This window comes from Brucella haematophila (assembly GCF_005938105.1).
In the GTDB taxonomy this organism is placed as follows: Bacteria; Pseudomonadota; Alphaproteobacteria; order Rhizobiales; family Rhizobiaceae; genus Brucella; species Brucella haematophila.
The window spans coordinates 86044-102714 of sequence record NZ_VCPE01000005.1 but is presented as its reverse complement, the minus strand read 5'-3'; the positions used below and the strand labels follow the sequence as shown (position 1 = coordinate 102714).

Genomic DNA, 16671 nt, shown 5'->3' with positions numbered 1-16671 from the left:
TCAAGGCCTCCCCACTGCCCGCTGGGACCGCGTCTTCGTGGTTCCGCCTGTCAGCGGATGCAGCGAATGAATCTCGAAGGGCACCCCCTTCTCAGGTTCCACGAACAGTGCGAGATTCGCAACCTCAACCGGATCGTTCAGAAGCGGCGCAAAGAATTCTTCCAGCCTGCGCTCAATCCGTGCGCGGTCGCCTTCCGCGACCGGACCTGTCAGGGTCATGTGGAAGCGGAACTCTTCAAAAACATATGGATAGCCCCAGCGTTCCAGATTGTGACGCTGCGCTTCGTTCAGGCGCTCAGGACGGCGTTTGGCAATTTCAGCTTCATTGAGCGGCGCGCGGAAACGATCCAGCGCAACGACCACATCATTGGCGAGCTGGTTCAAGGCCGTGACAGGTTCATGCGGCACCAGCGCAAAAAACGGCCCGATGGCCCGAAGCTTCAGGCGCGGAATGATGACGGGCTCCACCGACGATGCAAAATGCATCAATGCCGAGAGGAGTTCACTTTCCGTCAGATCGTCATTCAGCCGAAACGGCGCTTTCATCGTGGCGTGGAAACCATAACGACGCGGCTCTTCGGTGAGCGATGCAATCTCTTCGGTGCCAAGCGAGCGAATCGCCGGCAGCTTGACCGGCTCACCGCTAAAGGCATTACGCCCCAGCCAGTTGGCCGCAACCTTCAGAAGCGCATCGCTGGAAGGCGGCGTGAAGTAGATCGCATAACGCATTTCAAATCCTTGGTCTGGAACGATGTCTCGCCGCAGCGTGGCGCGGGATCGTTACACAACGAATGTGGCAAGTCGATAAAGCCTGTATGACAATGATGGAAGACAACTGACAAAGCGATTTTACATCACAGAAAATTGGTATAGGCGTCTGTAATCGATTTGAGGAGAAAAAGATGAGCGGTTTCGCGTCTATCGGCGAGTGCATGATTGAGCTTTCGGGCGGCGAAGGCGACCAATGGCGCATGGGTTTTGCTGGCGATACGCTGAACACCGCCTGGTATGTTCGCGCACTGACCGACAGATCGTTTCCGGTCGATTATGTGAGCGCTTTCGGCGAAGACAATTTCTCGCAGAAACAGCGCGTTTTCTTCTCGTCCAACGGCATCGGCATTGCGCATAGCCCGGTGATCGCTGGCGTGCATCCTGGCCTTTATGCCATCACGCTGAACGGTGCTGAACGCTCCTTCACCTACTGGCGCAGCGATGCTGCCGCACGTCGCCTTGCCAGCGACCGGGCCGCGCTGGAGCAGAGCCTTTCCGGCCGCGACATTATCTATTTTTCAGGGATTTCCATCGCGATTGTCTTGCCGGAGCATCGCGAAACATTCTTCGACGTGCTGCGGCAATGCCGCGCTGCGGGATCGCGGATCGCGTTCGATCCAAATTTCCGTCACCAGCTCTGGCCGGATCGCAAAGCGGCGCAGGAAATCATCAACGAAGCAATGCGGCTTGCTGATATTGCACTGCCGACCTTCCCGGACGAACAGGCGCTTTTCGGTGACAAAAACGCCGAAGCCTGTGCCGAACGCCTCATCGGCCTTGGTGTGAAGGAAGTTGTCGTCAAGGACGGCACGGAACCCGCATTGGTCGCAACCAATGGCGAACAGACGCTGGTTCCATCCGTTTTCGCCAATGCCGTGGATACTACGGGGGCTGGCGACAGCTTCAACGGCGCCTATCTCGTAGCCCGCATGGAAGGGCTTTCGCCGGTTGAAGCCGCGCAAAAAGCCCATGCCGTTGCAGCCCGTGTCGTTGAAACGCGCGGCGCGCTTACCCCCATGGAGACGGCGCGCGCCGCTTATACTGAAGCATAACGGCTATTCCCGCGTAAAGGCGAAACGGCTTTCCTGGGCGTAGATTTCGCCCGGGCGCAGAATGGCCTGCGGGAAATAAGGATATTCAAGCGAGCCGGGCCAGATTTGCGGCTCCAGGCAGAAGCCTGCATGTTTGCCATAGGGCTTGCCAGTGAGGCCGATGCAATCATTGGCCATCGTATTGCCAGCATAGAACTGGACGCCTGGCTCTGTCGTCAGCACGTCCATGCGCACACCTGACTTCGCGCCCTTGACTGAGGCGCAAAGCCGCAATGGCACACGTGTCGCCGACAGACAGAAATTGCTGTCATACTCAACCTGCTTGCCGTTGTCGGCATGGCGGATCGGGCGATAATCGCGGAAATCGAACACCGTGTTCTTGACCGGCAAAACGCGCCCATCTGGAATCAGCGCCTCATCAACCGGCATATAAGCGTCGGCGAGAATCTTGAGCTGATGGTCGAGGATGTCACTTTCTCCGCCATCATCGAGATTGAAATAGCTGTGATGCAAAAGATTGCAGACCGTCGGCTTGTCGGTCACCGCTTCCAGCCGCACGATCAGCGCGCCGTTGCCATTGAGCATATAGGTGCAGCTGACCTTGAGATTGCCTGGAAAGCCCATTTCGCCATCTTCGGCGACCGTACCAAGCGTCACATAATCCGCGCCGCTGCCGGTGACCTTCCAGACGCGATTGCCGAGCCCCTTGCTGCCGCCATGAAGATTATGGCGTCCGAGATAATTCGCCTCTACCTCATAGGTCTTGCCGTCCAGTACAAAATGCGCGTCGCGAATGCGGTTGGCCGAGCGGCCTGCAATTGCACCCAGATGCGGAGAATGGGCAGGATAATCATCAAAATTCTCATAGCCGATCACCAGCGGCGCGTCATGGCCCGCGAGGCGCAAATCCTGAATCGCCGCACCCCAGGTGATGATCCTGGCCGTCAACGGCCCGTTGGAGATGGTCAGCCGATGAACCGCCTGCCCGTCTGGCGCATGTCCGAAAACTTCCGATGTCACGTCTGCCGCCTGTAAAAGTATGATTTAAGGGAACCGCATCAAGCCGCATTGCAAGCTCTTAAGCAAGAGGGTTGCCGCTTGATCACAATCGATTCCTCCGATATTTTTTACATGTCTATATGTTAGAGCATTCAGTATTACTGACACTGTATTTATTATATTTTTCAAATATAAATTGAAAAAGGTATAGATATGCGATTAAATTTTGCGACGATTATGCCGTATATATTTCAGGAAGAAGGTGGCTACGTCGACAATCCGGCTGATCCTGGCGGCGCAACCAATATGGGTATTACCATTGGCACTCTGGCAAGATGGACCGGTCATTCAGAATCCGCCCAGGATGTGAAAAATCTTACGAAAGATACTGCAACAGACATTTATAGAAAGCAGTATTGGGACAAGATAGACGGGGACAGTCTTCCCTCTGGCGTTGACTATGCCATGCTGGACTTTGCGGTCAACTCAGGCCCAAGTCACGCGATAAAAATGTTGCAGCAAATACTTGGTCTATTGCAAGACGGCTTTCTCGGACCCGCGACTTTCGCAGCGCTCTCAGCACGCCCGCCGCAGGATATTATCGACAGACTATGCGATGAGCGCGCGGCCTGGCTCCGGGGACTTGCTGCCGCCGCAACCTTCGGCAAAGGCTGGCAGGCTCGTGTTGAACGGGTGCGTTCACGCGCGCTGGCGCTTGCGCTAAAGCCTGTCAACGATGTCGACCCCGCGCATCCGGCGGGCATTTCGTTCCCTCACTCCTACGAACCCGCTTACAACACGCGGCCAGAGGGTGCTCAACCCGGCAACCCCGTTGTGAATACATTGCAACAGCCTGGAGTGCTTGGCACCGTGGCGAGTATCATATCAGGGCTGGTCGCCATTATTGTGCAGGATGGCCCGCTGGAAACGGGGCTTGCCTGTGCGATGATTGCGATCTCTCTGATAGGTGTAATCTATTTCGCCAAGCGCTGAAAAACATGCCGACACAGCCCCGCATGAAGAGATTTCAAAAAATTGAGATTGCCTTTATGTTGCGCTTCGCTCGTCTGGCATCTTATATGCGCATCGAACTCCCGGTGATCTTGAAACTAATATGACTTTCCTCATGACCGGAAAAACGCTAGACACGCGCATACAGAGCATTTCCAGCAAATGTGCCCAACACTTTTGCTGGCCGCGAAATGCGACGAAAAAATCAGATGCCTATAATTCGCGGCATCATCAGGAATAAAGGAATCGAAACTTGTCCTCTACTTTTGACAAAGTCGCCGACATCATCGCCGAAACCAGTGAAATCGATCGTGACACCATCACGCCGGAAAGCCACACCATCGACGATCTGGGCATCGACAGCCTCGACTTCCTCGACATCGTCTTCGCTATCGACAAGGCTTTCGGCATCAAGATTCCGCTTGAGCAGTGGACGCAGGAAGTAAACGAAGGCAAGGTTCCGACCGAAGAGTACTTCGTCCTGAAGAATCTCTGCGCCAAGATCGACGAGCTGGTTGCGGCCAAGAAGGCCTGAGCTCGCTGAAAAATTGACGGTATTGAAGGGTGGACAGCAATGTTCGCCCTGATTCCGTTTCTGGAGCGCAAGATAGTTCTCGGATAGACCTTGGCCTCATCACGGCAGAACCGGACCCATGCAGAACAATAAAGTCGTCATCACCGGCATCGGCATTATTTCATCACTCGGCGAAGGCGCCGAAGTGCATTGGAACGCTTTTTCGACAGCGGGTAGCGAACCACGCCTCGAAAGAGAAGCCTTTGCTCCCTACACCGTTCATCCACTCGGCGAAGTCGATTGGAGCCTGCAAATTCCAAAGCGCGGCGACCAGCGCCAGATGGAAACCTGGCAGCGACTCGGCACTTACGCCGCAGGTCTCGCGCTGCAGGATGCAGGCATGAAGGACGATGAAGCGCTCTGCGCGACCATGGATATGGTTGTGGGTGCGGGTGGCGGCGAACGCGACATTACCGTCGATATGCAGATTCTCGAAGAAGGCCGCACCAGCAACAATCGTGGTGTGATGCTGAACGAGAAACTCTCGACCGAACTGCGGCCGACCCTGTTTCTGGCGCAGCTTTCCAACCTGCTCGCAGGCAATATTTCCATCGTCCACAAGGTGACGGGTTCTTCGCGCACGTTCATGGGCGAAGAAGGCTCCGGCATTTCGGCCATTGAAACAGCGGCAGCCCGCATCCGCACCGGGCAAAGCACGCATGCGCTGGTGGGCGGCTCCTACAATGCCGAACATTTCGACATGATTCTCGGTCACGAACTGGGCGGACTGCTCAAGCACGACGGCTGGGCACCGCTCTGGGAGCGTGATGGCTCGGCAGGCGGCGGCATGATCTCCGGCTCTGGTGGTGTGTTCCTCGTTCTCGAAAATGCCGAACATGCAGCAAAGCGCGGCGCACGCGCCTATGCGGAAGTCGCGGGAATCGCAGCCACGCAAATCCGCCGCGAAAGCGACGATCTTGCGAAAACCGTTCGCGATCTTGTTCTGGCAGCCAATGACGGTAAGGACCCGGCCTATGTTGTTTCCGGCGCATCCGGCGCTCATGAAGCAACCAAAGCCGAAAAATCCGTATTGGACGGCTTTTCCGCAGCCTATCGCGGCATATCCGGCCTGACCGGAAATTTGCGCGAAGCACAATTTCCGTTGGCATTGGCGCTAGCTGCCATTTCCGTCTGGAAGGGTGAAGCTTTTGCGCCGTTGAACGCATCGGAAAAGGCCGCTGATGGAAAAATCAGCGAAGCCGTCGTCACCACTGTCGGAGCAACGCGCGCCGAAGGCGCCGCAAAGCTGGTGAGAGCATAAGATGACCAAATATACAGACCATCTGGGCCGCCCCATCGTCGCCATCACGGGCGCAGGCGTTGTTTCCTCGCTCGGACAGGGCAAGGAAGACAACTGGGCCGCGCTGACCGGCGGTGTTTCGGGCATTCACAGCATTACCCGTTTTCCGCTGGAAAATCTGAACACACGCTTTGCAGGCACTGTAGATTTCCTGCCTGAAAGCGAAACCGGCGCGTCGGCCCTGTCGGAAAAGCTGGCACGTCTTGCCGGTGAGGAGGCGCTTGCCCAGTCTGGCCTTTCGACAACCAATTTCGGCGGCCCGCTCTTTCTGGCCGCGCCTCCGGTCGAACTCGACTGGAAAAGCCGCTTTGCGCTTGATGCCAGCGTGAAGAACGAAGGCCCGGCCAGCTATCAGCTTCTGCTCGAAGCCTGCCGTCGTGTGCGCCATGAAGCGCTCTTCAACACGACGCAGTTCGGTTATATCGCCGAGCGTCTCTCGGAAGCCTTCGGGACGCGCGGTCTGCCGATCACGCTGTCCACCGCCTGCGCTTCGGGTGCAACAGCGATCCAGCTTGGCGTTGAAGCCATCCGTCGTGGCGAAAGCGACCATGTTCTGGCTATTGGCACCGACGGTTCCGTCTCGGCGGAAGCACTAATCCGCTTCTCGCTGCTTTCCGCACTGTCAACGCAGAATGAAAAGCCGGAAAAGGCATCAAAGCCTTTTTCGAAGGACCGCGACGGCTTTGCCATGGCCGAAGGTTCTGGCGCACTCGTTATGGAATCGCTCGAAAGCGCTGTCGCCCGTGGCGCCAAGGTTCTCGGTATTCTGGCCGGTTGCGGCGAAAAGGCCGACGACTTCCACCGCACCCGTTCGAAGCCGGATGCTTCGCCTGCCATTGGCACTGTGCGCGCGGCCCTTGCTGATGCAGGTCTGACCGAAGACCAGATTTCCTATGTCAATGCACACGGCACCTCGACGCCGGAAAACGACAAGATGGAATATCTGGCGCTTTCGACCGTGTTCGGCGACCGCATCGAATCCATCCCGGTTTCATCGAACAAGTCGATGATCGGCCATACGCTGACCGCCGCCGGTGCGATTGAAGCTGTGTTCTCACTGCTTACGATCCAGACGGGTACGCTGCCGCCAACCATCAATTACGACAATCCGGACCCGGCCATTCCGCTGGACGTTGTGCCGAATGTGAAGCGTCAGGCGGAGGTTTCCGCAGTGCTTTCAAACTCATTTGGCTTCGGCGGACAGAATACGAGCCTTGTTTTGGCGGCAAATCCGAATTAATCCGTCCGGAATATGAATTTAGAGCGCATTTCGATCTGAATAGATCAGATCGGCGCTCTAAACCCCTTTACGTAAAGCATAATCTTATCGATCCTCGTTTCACTCCGGTCGGATTATGCTCTTAATTTCCTGATGATCCCGGAAGGCGGAAGCTCTCCGGGATCATGCCATGAAAGGAATAGCCCATGCGCGCTTTGCAGCTTCTCGACGACCGTCGCCTTGAAATCACCGATATTGCACCGCCTCCGCCTCCCGGCCTTGGCGAAGTAACGGTCAAGATCAAGGCGGTCGCGCTTAACCATATCGACGTATGGGGCTGGCGCGGCATGGCTTTCGCCAAGCGCAAAATGCCACTGGTGATCGGTGCGGAAGCATCCGGTGTTGTCGATGCCGTTGGTCCCGGCGTTTCCAATCTGCTGCCCGGACAGCTCGTTTCGATCTATGGTGCGCGCACCTGCGGCCTTTGCCGCGCCTGCCGCGAAGGCCGAGACAATCTGTGCGAACATGTCGGCGGCGTGCATGGTTTCCATCTCGATGGTTTTGCCTGCGAAGCCGTGAACCTTCCGGCCCGCCTGCTCGTGGCTGCACCTCCCGGTGTTGACGCTATCGGTGCTGCCGTTGCTCCCGTGACCTTCGGCACGGTCGAGCATATGTTGTTCGACAATGCCAAGCTGGAACCGGGCGAAACTGTTCTTGTACAGGCTGGCGGCTCGGGCATCGGTTCGGCAGCGATCCAGCTTGCCAAGAAAATGGGCTGCACGGTCATCACCACAGTCGGTTCTGACGACAAGATCCAGAAGGCCAAGGCTCTCGGCGCCGATCACGTCATCAACTATCGCGAAGACCGCTTCGAAGGTGTTGTGCGCAAGCTGACCAAGAAGAAGGGCGTCGATGTCGTCTTCGAACATGTCGGCGCAGACACATGGGCCGGCTCGATGCTCTGCATGAAGCGCGGCGCGCGTCTTGTCACTTGCGGTTCGACCTCGGGCGTTTCGACCAATATGAACCTGATGCAGCTGTTCCAGCAGCAGCTCAAGATTCTGGGTTCCTTCGGCTGCCGTATGGAAAACATGGCTGACGCCATGCAGAAAATGGCGCGTGGTATCGTGCATCCGGTCATCGACACGGTGGTCGGCTTCAACGATATCGACACCGCCCTGAAGCGCATGGAAGGCCGCGACGTCTTCGGCAAGATCATTCTCCAGATCGACTGAAGCCTGTCCCTGTCATGATGTTCAAACTGAAGCTCCTGCTCTTTCGCTGGTCGCGCAAGCTGAAGCAGTTCAATTACTGGCTCTGGGCTCAGGCCGTTTTTGTGCTGCTTGGCCTGTTGCGCCTGTTTCCGGCGAAGGCTGCCATCAGCTTTGCGGCCAAGGTGTCCCGTCTCATCGGGCCACTGACGCCGCGCCACAAGATCGCAACCAACAATCTGCGCAAGGCCTATCCCGAAAAGAGCGATGCGGAGATCGAAGTGATTGCGCGCGACATGTGGGATTCCATGGCGCGCCTTCTGGCGGAATATATTTTCCTCGACGCGATTTTCGATTTTGATCCCCATGCTGCCAAGCCGGGCCTGATCGAAGTCGATGGCATTCCGATTTTCGAACGCCTGCGCGATGAAAAGAAGCCGCATATCTTCTTCACGGCACATACGGGCAATTTCGAGCTGCTTCCGATCTGCGCTGCTACATTCGGCCTGAATGTCACCGCGCTGTTCCGTCCGCCGAACAATCCCTATATCGCCAACAAGGTTCTGAAAGCCCGCCACACCAATATGGGTCACCTCGTGCCTTCCAAGGCAGGCGCGGCCTGGGCGCTAGCGGGTATTCTGGGCGATGGCGGCAATGTCGGCATGCTCGTCGACCAGAAGTTTTCGCGCGGTGTGCCGTCAACATTCTTCAACCGTCCGGTGAAAACCAATCCACTGCTGGCAAAGCTTGCCCGCCAGTATGATTGCGATGTCTATCCGGCGCGCTGTATCCGTCTACCCGGCGGACGCTACCGGCTGGAACTTTATGAGCGCATGGAACTGCCGCGCGACGACAAGGGCCAGATCGATATCGATGCCACGGCGCAATTGCTCAACGATACCGTCGAGCAATGGGTTCGTGAATATCCGGGCCAGTGGATGTGGTTCCACAAGCGCTGGGGATAAAGTTCCCTTTAGGGTTCAACACGGGGCCGGAGCGGCAATTTCAACCGATATAGGCGTTTTTGCGCTGCTTTAATTGGTTGAGTGCGCCCCTGCCCCGTGCTACCGGCAAGCGATATTGCCTGGGAGCCAGTCACCCCAGGAAATTGCTCAAGGAGCCCACCATGCGTCCCATCGCGATTGCCCCGTCCATTCTTTCCGCAGATTTCGCCCGTCTTGGCGAAGAAGTTGATGCCGTGCTGGAAGCCGGTGCCGACTGGATCCACATCGATGTCATGGATGGGCATTTCGTGCCAAACATCACGTTTGGCCCGCAGGTGGTGAAGGCGATCCGCCCGCGCACCAAGGCAATCTTCGACACGCATCTGATGATCGCGCCATGCGATCTCTTTCTCGAGCCCTTTGCCGATGCAGGCTGCGATGTGATTACAGTTCATGCCGAAGCCGGTCCGCACACGCATCGTTCGCTGCAATCGATCCGCGCGCTCGGCAAAAAGGCCGGTATCGCGCTCAATCCGGCAACTCCGGTTGAAGCGATCACCAATATTCTGGATGATGTCGACCTGATCCTGGTCATGACCGTCAATCCGGGCTTCGGTGGCCAGAAGTTCATCCACCCGATGATCGACAAGATCAAGCGCGTCCGTGAAATGGTTGGCGACCGTCCAATCGATATTGAAGTCGATGGCGGCGTGACGGCGGAAACCGCTGGCTTGGTTGTCGCCGCAGGCGCCAATGTTCTTGTTGCAGGCTCTGCCGTCTATAAGGGCAATTCGGTCGAAACCTACCGCGCCAATATTCAGGCAATCCGCGCCGCAGCCGAAGCTGCGCGTCGTTAAGACGTTGAGCAGAGGCGTCACCTCTGCTAAACCGCGCCTATCCCGATTTCCCAAGACCTGCGGCCCGCATCCGGGCCGCCAAAACAGGATTTGCCAATGATCCCGCGCTATTCCCGGCCTGAAATGGTCGCTATCTGGTCCCCAGAGACGAAATTCCGTATCTGGTTCGAGATCGAAGCCTATGCTTGCGAAGCGCTGGCCGAACTGGGCGTCATCCCGAAGGAAGCTGCCAAGACCATCTGGGAAAAGGGTAGCGTGGCGAAATTCGACGTCGCTCGCATTGACGAGATCGAAGCTGTCACCAAGCATGACGTTATCGCCTTCCTGACCCATCTTGCTGAATTCATTGGCCCGGACAGCCGTTTCGTGCATCAGGGCATGACCTCTTCGGACGTGCTCGACACCACGCTCAACGTCCAGCTGGTGCGCGCTGCCGATCTGCTGCTCGCCGATATGGACCGCGTTCTGACCGCGCTGAAGACCCGCGCTTTTGAGCACAAGGATACGGTGCGTATCGGCCGCAGCCATGGCATCCATGCCGAACCGACCACGATGGGCCTCACCTTCGCGCGTTTCTATGCAGAAATGCAGCGCAACCGCACCCGTCTCGTCGCAGCACGCGCAGAAATCGCAACCGGTGCGATTTCCGGTGCGGTCGGCACCTTTGCCAATATCGACCCGCGCGTTGAGGAATATGTCTGTGCCAAGCTTGGCCTCGAAGCCGAGCCGGTTTCCACGCAGGTTATCCCGCGCGACCGTCACGCGATGTTCTTCGCGACACTCGGCGTCATCGCCTCGTCCATCGAAAATGTCGCCATCGAAATCCGCCACATGCAGCGCACCGAAGTTCTGGAAGCCGAAGAGTTTTTCTCTCCGGGTCAGAAGGGTTCGTCGGCCATGCCGCACAAGCGCAACCCGGTTCTGACCGAAAACCTGACCGGCCTCGCCCGTCTGGTGCGTATGTCGGTCACGCCTGCGATGGAAAACGTCGCTCTCTGGCACGAACGCGATATTTCGCATTCGAGCGTCGAACGCGCCATTGGACCGGACACCACCATCACGCTCGATTTCGCGCTTAACCGCCTGGCTGGCGTTGTCGAAAAGCTGGTGATCTATCCGGACAACATGCTGAAAAACATGAACAAGTTCCGCGGCCTGGTGCATTCGCAGCGCGTTCTGCTGGCACTGACGCAGGCTGGCGTATCGCGCGAAGACGCCTATCGCCTCGTGCAGCGCAACGCCATGAAGGTCTGGGAACAAGGTGCAGACTTCCTCGAAGAACTGCTCGGCGACGCGGAAGTGCGTGCAGCCCTCTCCGAAGAGCAGATCCGCGAGAAGTTCGATCTCGGCTACCACACCAAGCATGTGGATACGATTTTCCAGCGTGTCTTCGGCTAAGGAGATTTAGGCTCTGGTGCTGCCGTTTCCCTCTCCTTCGAGACGCCGTTTTCAACGGCTCCTCAGGATGAGGGGGACAACAAGTATTCGACTGATCTGAAACGATCACCCTTCAAGTCATTTTTTCACATTAGAAAAAGCCCCATGTTTTGGAAAACATGGGGCTTTTTACTTTTCTCAGCGGCTTAGCCTTTAAGCCTTGGTCTTGATCGTATTGACCACATTGCCCCAAGGATCAACGAAAGAACTGTTGTCCCCGCCGCGCGTATCTTCCAACTCGACCCAGGCAAGTCCTGTCCGATCCGCATCGCGCTTGCCAGCACCGGCGCTCTGCCAGGCATTGGCCGCGATATGGTGGTGGTAACGCCCGGTGGACATAAACACAGCCCGGTCGCCATAAGTCTGCACCGTTTCCAGCCCAAGTTCATTGTGCCAGAAGGTTTCCGCATCGTGAGCGTTGCCGACGCGCAGATGCACATGGCCGACGACCGTGTTCTGCGGCGCACCGCTCCATTCTCCGCCTTCCGTCTTGATGACATCAAGCAAGCCGCGCACATCGAGCGCTTCCGTGCCCATTTTCACGCGGTCACCATTCCACTGCCAATTCTCATGCGGGCGGTCGGAATAGATCTCTATGCCGTTGCCTTCCGGGTCGGTCAGGTAGATGGCTTCGCTGACATCGTGGTCCGAAGCGCCGACAACCGGCAATTGCTTGTCGATAGCCCGGCGCGACCAGCGCGCCAGATCGCCACGCGTCGGCAGCAGGAACGCCGTGTGGTAAAGACCAGCGCTGCGCGGATCATCTGGACGAGCAGCCGAGAACTGATCGATTTCCATCAACTCGCGATCACCAGCGCCGAGAACGATGGACGCGCCACGACGGCTCATTTCGCGCAAGCCAACAACGTCGCGGTAATATTCAGCCAGCGTTTCCGCATCGCGTGCCTTGAGACCAATCCGCGCCACGCGCATCGGCGCAGTCATAGCAAATGGAAGCGGTGCAACAGGCCGGGTCGCCTCAGTGACCGGCGTCTTCAATTGCTGTGTCATATCATTCTCCTTCGACGGCATGTCTGCACGCGCGGGCAATATACCAGCCATCACAGCAGCTCCCGTAGCGCCAAGCACCGAACGTCTGCTGATTGTCATGGCCTATGCTCTCCTTCGCGTTTTTCTCGCCCTAAACATCGCTGTTTGCTGCGTCGTTCACAAGATCGCGATCAGCGAACAGGCTGTTCAACATTCGCATTCGTTTCGCCGCACGTCGAAGCGCTTGAAGAACGGACAGAGGCGATCTAAATGGGGGCTATGAAAGTCAAAGACGCAGATATCCTCATTATTCCCGGCTATACCAATTCGGGCCCGGACCACTGGCAGACCCGTTGGGAGAGCAAGCTCTCGACCGCGCGCCGTGTGCAGCAGGCCGAATGGTCTAAGCCGGTGCGCGACGATTGGGTCGGCGAAGTGGTCAAAGCCGCGAATGCCGCAACAAAGCCCATCGTGCTGGTTGCGCATTCTCTGGGTGTGGCCGCAGCCTTGCACGCCGTGCCGCTGATCCAGCACAAGATCGCAGGCGCGTTTTTCGTCGCACCCCCGGATGTCTCCAATGAGAGCATTCGTCCGAAGCATTTGATGACCTTCGGTCCTTATCCGCGTGAACGACTGCCCTTCCCGACCATCACGGTCGTAAGCCGCAACGATCCTTTCTCAAGCTTCGAAGCTGCCGAAGAGGTCGTGAAGGATTGGGGCGCGATGCTCATCGATGCAGGTGAATCCGGCCATATCAACTCGGATTCAGGCCACGGCCCTTGGCCAGAAGGCTCGATGGTGTTTGCAGAGTTCATGACGCAACTCCAGGCGCCAAAACAGCACTGAAACAAAAAGGCGGGTTTGAAACCCGCCTTTTGTCTATTCAACGATCTGAGGCCAACTCAGGCGCGAACGGTATCCACCAGCTTCTGCGCAGCAAGGCGCAGATAGCCACCTTCATTGCTAACGGTCACAAACCGGAAGCCCAACGGAATATAGCGCCGCGCAAATTCCGGAGACGGGGAGTAAATGCCCGCAATCTTGCCAGCGGCAGCAGCCTTGCGCGCAATATTGCTGATCGGCTCGACGATGGCGTCAGAATTCGGATTGGCTTCGCGTCCATTGCTCCAGGCAATCGAGAAATCAGCCGGGCCTACAAATACGCCGTCAATGCCGCGCACATCCAGAATAGCGTCCAGCGCATCATAGGCATCGCGCGTTTCGATCATCGCGAAAGCCAGTGTATCCTGGTTTGCCGTGGTCAGATAATCATTGGAACCGGGCGTACCATAATCGGCATTGGCGCGGAAAACGCCCCATGAACGCTCGCCCACCGGCGGATATTTCATGGCCGCCGCGAACTTGCGCGCATCCTCGGCGGAGTTGATCATCGGTGCAATCACCGCCTGGGCACCGAAATCCAGCGCACGGCTTGCCATATCGAAGCGACCGACCGGAATACGCACCACCGGCGGCTTTCCGGCGTTCAGAATGAGACCGACGCTGCGCAGCACGCTCGCCTCGTCATGACCGCCGTGCTGCATGTCCAGCGTGACAGCATCAAAGGCTGTATGGGCAAGGATTTCAACCGTCAGCGGCTCAGGAAGAGACGACCACGCCGAGAGAACAGTTTCACCGGCACGCAAACGCGAAGACAACGACATAGGGATTTCCTTCATTTCACAACTGGCATTTCACAACTGGCATTTCATAAGAATGGCATTTCGGAGTAACGGGCAAATAAAACGATAGGGCGGAAGCCTGCACTTCCACCCTATCGTTTTAATCCTGTTGTATCTGGCGGATCGCTTCCTCAAGGAAGAGCTGCATCTTCTCGCGGATCGTTTCGTCACTGTCGGGGAGACCTGCATTGTCGAAATCGGTACGGATTTTGCGAAACACATCGCCGTCACCAACCTCGAGAAAATCGGCTGCCACAACATCGCGTGCATAGGCTTCTGCCTCGCCGTTCTTCTTGCCAAGGCGCTCAGCAGCCCACAATCCGAGAAGCTTGTTGCGGCGCGCTTCGGCTTTGAAGCGCAAGTCAGCATCGTGCACGAATTTCTTTTCGAAAGTATCGCGGCGATCGTCCATACCTGTCGTCATTCACAAAACTCCCAACAACTCCCATTAGGAAGAGATCGTCACCCATTCTCTTGCCTAATGCTGGCAAGGGGCGCAAGATTATACAAGAGCGGCAAATCAATTTCTTGCAGCTCGTCCATAATCTTGCATGAGAAACACCGAAAACGGGGGAACGGGCACGAAGCAGGATTGTTAAAACCCCTTATTTGCTATAGGTAGCCCGCGAGAATAGCGGCTTAGAGCCGATCACCATAGATATGGAAATCCGAGAAAAGCCATGAACCGTCGCCGCCGTATTTACGAGGGCAAGGCCAAGATTCTTTACGAAGGCCCCGAGCCAGGAACGCTGGTCCAGTTCTTCAAGGACGATGCAACCGCGTTCAACAAGAAAAAGCACGAAGTCGTGGACGGAAAGGGTGTCATCAACAACCGCATTTCCGAATATATTTTTACCCAGCTGAACCGCATCGGGATTCCAACCCACTTCATCCGCCGTCTCAACATGCGTGAGCAGTTGATCAAGGAAGTGGAAATCATTCCGCTGGAAGTCGTGATCCGCAATGTTGCTGCCGGCTCGCTGTCCAAGCGCCTCGGGATCGAAGAAGGCACGGTGCTGCCGCGCTCGATCATCGAGTTTTATTACAAGGCCGACGCTCTTGAAGACCCGTTGGTCACGGAAGAACATATCACCGCATTTGGCTGGGCAAGCCCGCAGGAAATCGATGACATCATGGCGCTGGCCATTCGCGTCAACGACTTCCTCTCCGGCCTGTTCCTGGGCGTCGGCATCCAGCTTGTCGACTTCAAGATCGAATGCGGCCGTCTGTGGGAAGGCGACATGATGCGTATCGTCGTCGCCGACGAAATCTCCCCGGACTCAGCTCGTCTTTGGGATATCAACACCAATGACAAGCTCGACAAGGATCGTTTCCGCCGCGATATGGGCGGACTGGTCGAGGCCTATCAGGAAGTGGCGCGCCGTCTCGGCATCATGAACGAGAATGACTCGCCCCGTCCTTCCGGCCCCGTGCTTGTGAAGTAATCTGATCGGCCCGGGAGCTGCCAAGGCAAAACCTTCCGGGCCGTTTCATTCCCGACCAGCAGTTCCAGATGTTCCGTCTGAAGCTGTGAGAACTAAATCTAGAGCTACAGGAACCACAGAGTGATCAAGGCACGCGTCACCGTTACACTGAAAAACGGCGTTCTGGACCCGCAGGGCAAAGCAATCGTCGGCGCACTCGGCAGCCTCGGCTTTGCTGGCGTCAACTCGGCACGTCAGGGCAAGGTGTTCGACCTCGAACTCGAAGGCACGGACAAGGCCAAGGCCGAAGCAGACCTGAAGGCCATGTGCGACAAGCTCCTCGCCAATACAGTGATCGAAGATTATTCCATCGCCATCGGCTGAGCCAAACAAAGGAAGCAGACGCCCATGAAATCCGCTGTCATTCTCCTTCCCGGCCTCAATCGTGACCGCGACATGATCGCAGCGCTCACCAAGATCACCGGTCAGGCTCCTGTTACGATCTGGCAGACCGATACCAGCATTCCGGACGATGTCGACCTGATCCTCATCCCCGGCGGCTTCTCTTACGGCGATTATCTGCGCTGCGGTGCGATTGCGGCCCGTATGCCGGTTCTTCAGGCTGTGCGCGAGAAGGCCGACAAGGGCGTCATGGTCATGGGCGTGTGCAACGGTTTCCAGATTCTCGTTGAAGCCGGACTGCTCCCAGGCGCACTGATGCGCAACGCCTCGCTGAAGTTCGTCTGCCGCGAAGTGAAGCTTGAAATCAGCAATGCCAACACCGCCTTCACCCGCGGCTATCAGCAGAACCAGATCATTCGCTGCCCGGTCGCGCATCATGACGGCAACTATTTTGCCGATGCCGAAACGCTGAAGCGCATCGAAGGCGAAGGTCAGGTCGTGTTCCGTTATGCGGAAGGCACCAACCCGAACGGTTCGGTCAATGATATTGCCGGTATCGTCAATGCGCGCGGCAATGTGCTTGGCATGATGCCGCATCCGGAAAACCTGATCGAAGCCGCCCATGGCGGTGACGATGGGCGGGCGCTTTTTGCAGGCGCTCTGGGCATCGCAGCCTGATAGATTTCCCAAAAAAGGGCGGCTCTCCATGAGGCCGCCCTTTTTCATTTCCTTCACCGAATTGCATCGTCGGTAAGATAACGTTCCCGCACCCCCGCTTTCCCGCCGATGAAAACCAGT

General features: G+C 56.9%; 18 protein-coding genes. 13 read left to right on the top strand and 5 right to left on the bottom strand.

The window, feature by feature from the left end; all coding sequences use genetic code 11:
• Entirely contained in the window at window positions 1-729 is a 729-nt protein-coding gene (locus FGI60_RS09930; RefSeq protein WP_138785041.1) for a DUF1045 domain-containing protein, read from the bottom strand.
• Between the two features lie 173 nt (window positions 730-902).
• Between FGI60_RS09930 and FGI60_RS09925 the strand changes: the two genes are divergently transcribed.
• On the top strand, window positions 903-1823 hold the full coding sequence (locus FGI60_RS09925; protein ID WP_138785040.1) for a sugar kinase: 921 nt from the start codon (window positions 903-905) through the stop codon (window positions 1821-1823).
• Window positions 1824-1826: 3 nt separating this feature from the next.
• Here FGI60_RS09925 and FGI60_RS09920 read toward each other — a convergent pair whose 3' ends face one another.
• Window positions 1827-2843, bottom strand: coding sequence for an aldose epimerase family protein (locus FGI60_RS09920; protein ID WP_138785039.1), 1017 nt, complete (start codon window positions 2841-2843; stop codon window positions 1827-1829).
• A gap of 192 nt (window positions 2844-3035) precedes the next feature.
• Between FGI60_RS09920 and FGI60_RS09915 the strand changes: the two genes are divergently transcribed.
• From FGI60_RS09915 to purB, 8 genes are all read left to right on the top strand, one after another.
• A complete protein-coding gene (locus FGI60_RS09915; RefSeq protein ID WP_138785038.1) occupies window positions 3036-3815 on the top strand; it encodes a glycoside hydrolase family 108 protein in 780 nt (259 codons plus the stop codon).
• Between the two features lie 271 nt (window positions 3816-4086).
• Entirely contained in the window at window positions 4087-4368 is a 282-nt protein-coding gene (locus FGI60_RS09910; RefSeq protein ID WP_078338469.1) for an acyl carrier protein, read from the top strand.
• Between the two features lie 118 nt (window positions 4369-4486).
• The gene (locus FGI60_RS09905) at window positions 4487-5668 is read left to right on the top strand and encodes a beta-ketoacyl-ACP synthase (RefSeq protein WP_138785037.1); all 1182 of its coding nucleotides are present in this window, start codon (window positions 4487-4489) and stop codon (window positions 5666-5668) included.
• A 1-nt stretch (window position 5669) separates the two neighbouring features.
• A complete protein-coding gene (locus FGI60_RS09900; protein ID WP_138785036.1) occupies window positions 5670-6947 on the top strand; it encodes a beta-ketoacyl-ACP synthase in 1278 nt (425 codons plus the stop codon).
• 185 nt (window positions 6948-7132) lie between these two features.
• Window positions 7133-8161: a zinc-binding dehydrogenase gene (locus FGI60_RS09895; protein ID WP_138785035.1), complete on the top strand. Its 1029-nt coding sequence runs from the start codon at window positions 7133-7135 to the stop codon at window positions 8159-8161.
• 14 nt (window positions 8162-8175) lie between these two features.
• A complete protein-coding gene (locus FGI60_RS09890; protein ID WP_078338465.1) occupies window positions 8176-9102 on the top strand; it encodes a lipid A biosynthesis lauroyl acyltransferase in 927 nt (308 codons plus the stop codon).
• Window positions 9103-9263: 161 nt separating this feature from the next.
• Window positions 9264-9938: a ribulose-phosphate 3-epimerase gene (gene rpe, locus FGI60_RS09885; protein WP_138785034.1), complete on the top strand. Its 675-nt coding sequence runs from the start codon at window positions 9264-9266 to the stop codon at window positions 9936-9938.
• Window positions 9939-10034: 96 nt separating this feature from the next.
• Window positions 10035-11336: an adenylosuccinate lyase gene (gene purB / locus FGI60_RS09880; RefSeq protein ID WP_138785033.1), complete on the top strand. Its 1302-nt coding sequence runs from the start codon at window positions 10035-10037 to the stop codon at window positions 11334-11336.
• A gap of 192 nt (window positions 11337-11528) precedes the next feature.
• On the opposite strand, the gene FGI60_RS09875 is transcribed toward purB, so the two are convergent.
• On the bottom strand, window positions 11529-12485 hold the full coding sequence (locus FGI60_RS09875; protein WP_374843412.1) for a VOC family protein: 957 nt from the start codon (window positions 12483-12485) through the stop codon (window positions 11529-11531).
• Between the two features lie 159 nt (window positions 12486-12644).
• On the opposite strand from FGI60_RS09875, the gene FGI60_RS09870 reads away from it, so the two are divergent.
• Window positions 12645-13211 (top strand): alpha/beta hydrolase, encoded by a 567-nt coding sequence (locus tag FGI60_RS09870; protein ID WP_138785185.1) that lies wholly within the window; start codon window positions 12645-12647, stop codon window positions 13209-13211.
• Window positions 13212-13267: 56 nt separating this feature from the next.
• Here FGI60_RS09870 and FGI60_RS09865 read toward each other — a convergent pair whose 3' ends face one another.
• Both FGI60_RS09865 and FGI60_RS09860 read right to left on the bottom strand, forming a co-directional pair.
• The gene (locus tag FGI60_RS09865) at window positions 13268-14035 is read right to left on the bottom strand and encodes an HpcH/HpaI aldolase family protein (protein WP_171058750.1); all 768 of its coding nucleotides are present in this window, start codon (window positions 14033-14035) and stop codon (window positions 13268-13270) included.
• Between the two features lie 112 nt (window positions 14036-14147).
• On the bottom strand, window positions 14148-14471 hold the full coding sequence (locus FGI60_RS09860) for a DUF1476 domain-containing protein (protein ID WP_138785031.1): 324 nt from the start codon (window positions 14469-14471) through the stop codon (window positions 14148-14150).
• 256 nt (window positions 14472-14727) lie between these two features.
• Here FGI60_RS09860 and purC point away from each other — a divergent pair, with 256 nt between their 5' ends.
• The 3 genes from purC (at window position 14728) to purQ (ending at window position 16551) form a co-directional block, all read left to right on the top strand.
• On the top strand, window positions 14728-15492 hold the full coding sequence (gene purC / locus FGI60_RS09850) for a phosphoribosylaminoimidazolesuccinocarboxamide synthase (protein ID WP_113533538.1): 765 nt from the start codon (window positions 14728-14730) through the stop codon (window positions 15490-15492).
• A gap of 120 nt (window positions 15493-15612) precedes the next feature.
• Entirely contained in the window at window positions 15613-15855 is a 243-nt protein-coding gene (gene purS, locus FGI60_RS09845) for a phosphoribosylformylglycinamidine synthase subunit PurS (RefSeq protein ID WP_138785030.1), read from the top strand.
• Window positions 15856-15879: 24 nt separating this feature from the next.
• Window positions 15880-16551, top strand: coding sequence for a phosphoribosylformylglycinamidine synthase subunit PurQ (purQ, locus tag FGI60_RS09840; RefSeq protein ID WP_138785029.1), 672 nt, complete (start codon window positions 15880-15882; stop codon window positions 16549-16551).
• Window positions 16552-16671 lie beyond the last annotated feature (120 nt).

What these genes read in the sequence shown, in the direction of transcription:
- FGI60_RS09930 (WP_138785041.1), bottom strand. Translation starts at nt 729, where the DNA reads ATGCGTTATGCGATCTACTTCACGCCGCCTTCCAGCGATGCGCTTCTG.
- FGI60_RS09925 (WP_138785040.1), top strand. Translation starts at nt 903, where the DNA reads ATGAGCGGTTTCGCGTCTATCGGCGAGTGCATGATTGAGCTTTCGGGC.
- FGI60_RS09915 (WP_138785038.1), top strand. Translation starts at nt 3,036, where the DNA reads ATGCGATTAAATTTTGCGACGATTATGCCGTATATATTTCAGGAAGAA.
- FGI60_RS09905 (WP_138785037.1), top strand. Translation starts at nt 4,487, where the DNA reads ATGCAGAACAATAAAGTCGTCATCACCGGCATCGGCATTATTTCATCA.
- FGI60_RS09900 (WP_138785036.1), top strand. Translation starts at nt 5,670, where the DNA reads ATGACCAAATATACAGACCATCTGGGCCGCCCCATCGTCGCCATCACG.
- FGI60_RS09895 (WP_138785035.1), top strand. Translation starts at nt 7,133, where the DNA reads ATGCGCGCTTTGCAGCTTCTCGACGACCGTCGCCTTGAAATCACCGAT.
- FGI60_RS09890 (WP_078338465.1), top strand. Translation starts at nt 8,176, where the DNA reads ATGATGTTCAAACTGAAGCTCCTGCTCTTTCGCTGGTCGCGCAAGCTG.
- rpe (WP_138785034.1), top strand. Translation starts at nt 9,264, where the DNA reads ATGCGTCCCATCGCGATTGCCCCGTCCATTCTTTCCGCAGATTTCGCC.
- purB (WP_138785033.1), top strand. Translation starts at nt 10,035, where the DNA reads ATGATCCCGCGCTATTCCCGGCCTGAAATGGTCGCTATCTGGTCCCCA.
- FGI60_RS09875 (WP_374843412.1), bottom strand. Translation starts at nt 12,485, where the DNA reads ATGACAATCAGCAGACGTTCGGTGCTTGGCGCTACGGGAGCTGCTGTG.
- FGI60_RS09870 (WP_138785185.1), top strand. Translation starts at nt 12,645, where the DNA reads ATGAAAGTCAAAGACGCAGATATCCTCATTATTCCCGGCTATACCAAT.
- FGI60_RS09860 (WP_138785031.1), bottom strand. Translation starts at nt 14,471, where the DNA reads ATGACGACAGGTATGGACGATCGCCGCGATACTTTCGAAAAGAAATTC.
- purC (WP_113533538.1), top strand. Translation starts at nt 14,728, where the DNA reads ATGAACCGTCGCCGCCGTATTTACGAGGGCAAGGCCAAGATTCTTTAC.
- purQ (WP_138785029.1), top strand. Translation starts at nt 15,880, where the DNA reads ATGAAATCCGCTGTCATTCTCCTTCCCGGCCTCAATCGTGACCGCGAC.